At 63.1% G+C, this 6094-nt stretch carries 5 protein-coding genes; all 5 read right to left on the bottom strand.

Annotation, left to right across the window (positions count from 1 at the left end; translation table 11 throughout):
* Positions 1-1499: formate--tetrahydrofolate ligase (locus tag ARB25_RS03245; protein WP_055285857.1), on the bottom strand; the 1499-nt coding region annotated here is incomplete at its 3' end.
* A 144-nt stretch (positions 1500-1643) separates the two neighbouring features.
* The gene (ruvB, locus tag ARB25_RS03240; RefSeq protein ID WP_022095140.1) at positions 1644-2711 is read right to left on the bottom strand and encodes a Holliday junction branch migration DNA helicase RuvB; all 1068 of its coding nucleotides are present in this window, start codon (positions 2709-2711) and stop codon (positions 1644-1646) included.
* Complete coding sequence (gene ruvA, locus ARB25_RS03235) at positions 2711-3331, bottom strand: Holliday junction branch migration protein RuvA (protein WP_055285743.1); 621 nt, start codon at positions 3329-3331, stop codon at positions 2711-2713. Before ruvA ends, ruvB begins: the two co-directional genes overlap by 1 nt.
* Positions 3331-3852 carry a crossover junction endodeoxyribonuclease RuvC gene (gene ruvC / locus ARB25_RS03230; RefSeq protein ID WP_035137351.1) on the bottom strand — a complete coding sequence of 174 codons (522 nt, stop codon included), beginning with the start codon at positions 3850-3852 and terminating at the stop codon, positions 3331-3333. The genes ruvA and ruvC overlap by 1 nt, the downstream gene beginning before the upstream one ends.
* Positions 3853-4094: 242 nt before the next feature.
* A complete protein-coding gene (locus ARB25_RS03225; RefSeq protein WP_055285741.1) occupies positions 4095-6080 on the bottom strand; it encodes an NAD(+) synthetase in 1986 nt (661 codons plus the stop codon).
* Positions 6081-6094: the final 14 nt, after the last annotated feature.

Raw genomic sequence — 6094 nt, 5'->3', positions numbered from 1 at the left:
CCCAGGGCCTTGGCGTTGTCGCTAAAGCTGTACTGCGTCTTGGCGACGCACACCGGCAGGTTGCCAAAGCCGTTCTCGCGCAGCTCGGCGAGCTGGCGCTTGGCGGCCGGCGTAAAGTCAACGCCGTCGGCGCGGTAGACCTTGGTGGCAACGGCCTCGAGGGCGTCGGCGACATCAGCGCCGTCCTCATAGGCAAACTTGAGCTCACTCGGCTGCTCAATCAGACGCATAACCTCATCGGCAAGCTCGAGCGCGCCCTCGCCGCCCTTGGCCCAGACCTCGGAAAGCTTAACGTTGACGCCGAGCTTCTGGCACTCGGACTCAATGAGCGCGAGCTCGGCCTCGGTGTCCGTCGGGAAGCGGTTGATGGCGACCACGCAGGGCAGACCATATACGTTCTGGATGTTGTCGACGTGACGCAGCAGGTTGGGCATGCCAGCCTTGAGTGCCTCGAGGTTCTCCTCGTTGAGATCGGCCTTGGCGACGCCACCGTTGTACTTCAGCGCACGAGCGGTCGCGACGATCACGACGGCGCTGGGGCGAACGCCCGTCATGCGGCACTTGATGTCGAGGAACTTCTCGGCACCCAGATCGGCACCGAAGCCGGCCTCGGTAATGGCGACATCGCCAAAGCGCATCGCCATACGCGTGGCCATGATGGAGTTACAGCCATGAGCAATGTTGGCAAAGGGGCCACCGTGGACAAACGCGGGCGTGCCCTCGAGCGTTTGCACCAGGTTGGGCTTGAGCGCGTCTTTAAGCAACGCGGCCATGGCACCCTGAGCCTTAAGGTCACGGGCGCGGACGGGCTCGCCGGCAAAGCTGTAGCCGACAACAATCTCGCCCAGGCGCTCCTTGAGGTCATTGATGCTCGTGGACAGGCACAGGATTGCCATGACCTCGGAGGCAACAGTGATGTCGAAGCCGTCCTCGCGCGGCACCCCCTGGGCCTTGCCGCCAATGCCGTCGATAACGTGGCGCAGCTGACGGTCGTTCATATCGACGACGCGCTTCCAAGTGATGCGCTTAACGTCAATACCGAGCTGATTGCCCTGCTGGATGTGGTTATCAAGCATGGCGGCCAGCAGGTTATTGGCGGCACCGATAGCGTGGAAGTCGCCGGTAAAGTGCAGGTTGATGTCCTCCATAGGGATGACCTGGGCCCAACCGCCGCCGGCGGCACCACCCTTAACGCCAAAGACGGGGCCGAGCGAAGGCTCGCGCAGGGCCACGGCACTCTTGACGCCGCGGCGACGCAGGCCATCGGCCAAACCGATGGTCGTGGTGGTCTTGCCCTCGCCCGCAGGCGTTGGGTTGATAGCGGTCACGAGGACGAGTTTGGCCTGGTGATCAGTCGGCTCGTTGAGCAGTGAATAGTCGACCTTAGCCTTGTCGAAGCCGTACGGAATAAGGTGCTTAACGTCGACGCCGGCGTTCTTGGCCACCTCGGTAATAGGCAGCGGCGTGACAGAACGTGCGATTTCGATGTCAGTAGGCATGGGCGGTCCTTTCGTTACCGAATGAGAAAAAGACCAATTCAGCATAGCACGGGCGCGCAATAGTAAAACGCCCATAACCGATGAACGGCGATATGTTTACCCGATGCCCAGCGATAGTCCAACAGCCCGCCAAAACAAAGCGCCCTAAACGGTAGGTTCAATCCCCAGGTGCTCAAAGGTGCGAAGGGTTGCCTGACGGCCCTGCGGCGTACGAATCATCAACCCGCACTGCAGCAAATAGGGCTCATAGACATCCTCGAGCGTGCCCGGGTCCTCGCCCACCGCGCTGGCAAGGGTCGTAAGTCCCACGGCACGGCCGGAGAACGTCTTGGCGAGCGTCTCCAAAATGCGAATATCCATCCAGTCCAGACCGAGTTCGTCGATCTCAAAAAACTCGAGCGCCTGGCGGCAGATATCGAGCTCGATGGGGCCGTTGCCACGCACCTGCGCGTAATCGCGCACGCGCTTGAGCAGGCGGTTGGCAAGACGTGGCGTGCCGCGCGAACGCGAGCCGATCTCGAGTGCACTGGGATGGTCGATCGTCACGCCCAGGATAGTCGCCGAGCGCGTCACAATCTGCGCGAGCTCCTCGACCGTGTAGTAATCCAGGCGATACGAAATGCCAAAGCGGTCGCGCAACGGGCCGGTCAACATGCCTGAGCGGGTCGTTGCCGCTACCAGCGTAAACTTGGGAATATCCAGGCGAATCGAGCGCGCCGCCGGACCCTTGCCAATCACGATATCGAGGGCAAAGTCCTCCATCGCGGGGTACAGGACCTCCTCGACCGAACGGTTGAGGCGGTGGATCTCGTCGATAAACAGCACATCACCCGGCTGCAAGTTAGTAAGGATGGCCGCCAGGTCACCCGTGCGCGCGATGGCAGGGCCACTCGTGGTCTTGATCTGAGCGCCCAGCTCGTTGGCGATAACGGTGGCCAGCGTGGTCTTGCCCAGACCCGGAGGACCCGAGAAAATCACGTGGTCGAGCGTCTCGCCACGGCTCTGCGCCGCTTCGATCAACACGCGCAGGCTCTGCTTGATGTGCTCCTGGCCGCAGTAGTCGTCCAGGCGCTGGGGGCGCAAAGTGCGGTCGACATCGAGGTCCTCGGCCGTCAGCTCCGAGCCCACCATGCGCTCGCCGTGCGCCATGGATGCCGCCGGCGAGTTGCCGGGCGTCGCCCACAGGTCCTGAGAGTCATCGGCTTCCCACATCACGCATCCATTCCGAGTCGCTTAAGCGCCGCGCCGAGCAGATCCTCGACACGCATATTCTGCCCATCATACCCGCTCAGGGCAACATCGGTCTCCTGCGGGCTAAAGCCCATGGAAAGGAGCGCCGCACGGGCATCATCGATGGCCGAGGGAGCAGCAGCGGGCACGGGCATCGCAACCTGGCCGGGAATCACGTCGACCGGCACAAAGCCCTTATCCTTGGCAAAGGTGCTCTTGAGTTCCAGGATCAGGCGCTGAGCTGTCTTTTTGCCCACACCGGGTACCTTGGCCATGCCCTTGTCATCCTCGGCCATCACCAGCGAATACAGCTGCCCCACGGTATAGGTGGAAAGCACGGCAAGCGCCAGGCGCGGGCCAACGCCCGAAACGGACACGAGCCGGTCGAACATCATGCGCTCATCCTTTGAGGAAAAACCGAAAAGTGTCATGGCGTCCTCGCGCACCTGCATACGCGTGTAGAGGCAGACCTCGCCACCGGGCGTCGGCAACGTGGCCGCAGTGCTGCCCGAAATGCCGAGCTCAAAGCCAACGCCCGACACATCGACGACAGCAGAGCTCATCGTGGCCTCGACAAGCGTTCCATGGAGCTGGGAAATCATCAGTATCCGGTTCCTCTCTGTTGATAGAACTCGCCACCGGTGAGGGCGCGGGTGCGGCTGAGGTTTACGTGGCAGATGGCGCAGGCCAAGGCATCGGCGGCATGGTCGGGATGCGGGTCGTGGTCGAGCTGCGTGAGCGTGCGCACCATGTAGGCGACCTGCCGTTTGTCCGCGGCGCCGGTGCCCACAACAGCCTGTTTGATCTGCATGGGCGTGTACTCGCCAATCTCGAGCGCGCATTCCGAAAGCGCCACGAGTGCAGCACCGCGGGCATGGGCCGTAGGGATGGCCGAGCGAACGTTGGCGCCAAAGTAAATGCTCTCGATAGCAGCGGTATCGGGGCGGTAGCGCTCCACGACACCCTTGAGGTCGCGGGCGATATGCGACAGGCGCACCGCGAGCGGACTTCCTGCACTGGTCTCGATGCAGCCATAGGCACGGCAGCGAACCTCGCCACGCCGCTCCTCGATAATCCCCCAACCCGTATGAGCCAAACCGGGGTCAATGCCCAAGATAACCAAGCCAACCTCCCCTCGCCACAAGCACAGCGCAAGACAAGGCCCCGCGCATCATTCACGAACGTCTGTTCTAGAATAACACAACGCTAGCCCTATAAGTCAGCCGAGATCGAATTGTAGGTTGAGTATACGCAAGCGAGCGCCCGCCAGAGCGAGCAAGGTGCCTTGAAAGAGGAGGGCATTGACCTGGCGGTCATGTCCGACGATTGAAAGGCAGATTGCCGCTCTGGCGGGCGCGCAGCGACCTAGTTCTGAGAGAAGAACGGAAATTGTCGGGGATCAACCGGCGGATGCGGCATCGGGCCACCCTGGGGACTACCTTGCGAGCCGCCCTGACCGCCCATCATCTTATCGATGGCGTCCTGAACCTCGCCCTCGAACTTTTTCATACCCTCATGCAGACGACGTTGGCCATCCTCAGAGCGCAGCTCCTCCATCTGCTCGGGCGAAATACCCAGTAGCTCGCCCAGCACGCCCATCATCTCGTTTCGCACGCGCTCGCTCGTATCCTCGTCGGCAAAACGGCGCACCTCGGCGCGCGCCAGCGAATCGACCGTCATACGCTCCTTGCCGTTAAGCCCCAGGTCGGACCACGCGAGCATGTACGGCCAGGCACGCTCGGCAAACGAACGGGCCGAGACGATCGGCGCCATCGGCAACATGCGGCGGGCAGCTTCACCCTGTCGAACGAGCATCAGCAGCAGCGAGCAGGTCTCAGGCTTGCCAGCGGCCATCGGGATGTCGTCGAAAGATCGATTGCGGTCCACGTGCGCCTCGAGCGCCCCATCGACCTCACCCGGCTCAAGCCCGCCGAGCAGCTGCGCCGCGCGGTCGAGCATATCGACCGGACCGTCGAGCGTCGAGAGCGCCTGCGCCAGCACTCGCTCCATACAATCTTCCACCGCGTTGAGCGTCACGAGCTCTTGGGGCACCACGGCAGACGTGCGGTTGCGCACACGCGCCACAAACTCAAGCGTCGACAGGTACACATCGCCAAAGGGCGCAAAGTCGCCCTGGTAGCCGCCGCAAAGCGCCGGCGCCGCCAGCGCGTACTCGGTTTTGGACAGCGGGCTCAGCGCCATCGCACCCAGCTCGAGCGCCGTGTCCTCCAACATGAGGCCCAGCGTGCGCGAGCGCAGACGCTCGGCATCGCCCGCCGACACGTCGCGATCGAGCACACGCGCCGCATCCGGTGCATCGCGCTCGACGGTGCGAATGTGCAAACGCTCGGCGATGGCGCGGACGGCGGCACAGCGGGCAGCCTCGGCCTCTTCCTGCGCCGGCGTAAAGATACGGTTGCGCCCCAGCACCAGGCCAATCACATTGCGCGGGCCCAGAGCGTCGACGGCCAGCGCCGCCAGCAGGGACGACGGCAAGTCACCCTCGAGTGCCACCACAGAACGCGAAGCACCGTGAGCTCGGGCGTTGTCGCGCACGGCGAGCACCAGCGCCTGCCACAGCCACTCCTCGGAACGGAACTCGGGCAGTTCGTGATCTTCCAGGGCATCGAGCATCACGCCACGCTGAATCTCCTGAACCAGCAGGCTCTCCTCAAAACACGGCGCCTGGGCCACCACGCGACCGCAGTCGTCGAGCACAAACGAACCGCCGGTATACACCGACTCGTCATAGGCACCGACCGGCGCCATGCAGACAAACCACACGCTGCGCTTGGATGCGATCTTGCGGTAGGCGCCGCTGCGAACGGCGGCAATGGCGGCAGTCTCGCGGTCGGTCATGTCAAACGCGTTGAATTGGAAATACGCGATGAGGTCGACGCCGGTCGGCAACATCTCGAGCTCGCGGTCCAAGTCAAAAATCACGGCGATGCGCACGCCGTCCACGTCGAACACCGGCGGCGCCCAACGTGTGTCGTTGTTCTCGCCACGCTGCAGGGCAATGCTCGAACGCGCCGGCACCACATGACCGTCCTTGAGCATCATGTAGTCGAGCAGCGGCTGGCCCTCAAACGAAACCGCCGCAGGCACGATGCAGATCATGTCAAGCTCCTGGATACGCTCGGCGACACCAGTCAAGCCGGCAAGCATGTCGTGCTCAAAGTCGGCAGCGCCCACCAGGCCACCGGGCATGGCGCCCATAAAGAGCGGAGCCGGAACGCACAGCACGCGCGCTCCGCGCTCGTGGGCCAGACGAGCCTGGTCCTCGATGCGGCCGCAAATGCCCTCAATATCACCCAGGCGCATATCGATCTGTGCAAACGCGAGCTTCATGGCTCAGCCCTTTC

This window comes from Collinsella aerofaciens (genome assembly GCF_001405375.1).
GTDB lineage: Bacteria > Actinomycetota > Coriobacteriia > Coriobacteriales > Coriobacteriaceae > Collinsella > Collinsella aerofaciens_F.
This window is presented reverse-complemented; position numbering and strand designations above follow the sequence as displayed.

Excerpts from the sequence above, each read along its gene's own strand:
- ruvA (WP_055285743.1), bottom strand. The coding sequence starts at position 3,331 with ATGATTTCCCAGCTCCATGGAACGCTTGTCGAGGCCACGATGAGCTCT.
- ARB25_RS03225 (WP_055285741.1), bottom strand. The coding sequence starts at position 6,080 with ATGAAGCTCGCGTTTGCACAGATCGATATGCGCCTGGGTGATATTGAG.
- ruvB (WP_022095140.1), bottom strand. The coding sequence starts at position 2,711 with ATGTGGGAAGCCGATGACTCTCAGGACCTGTGGGCGACGCCCGGCAAC.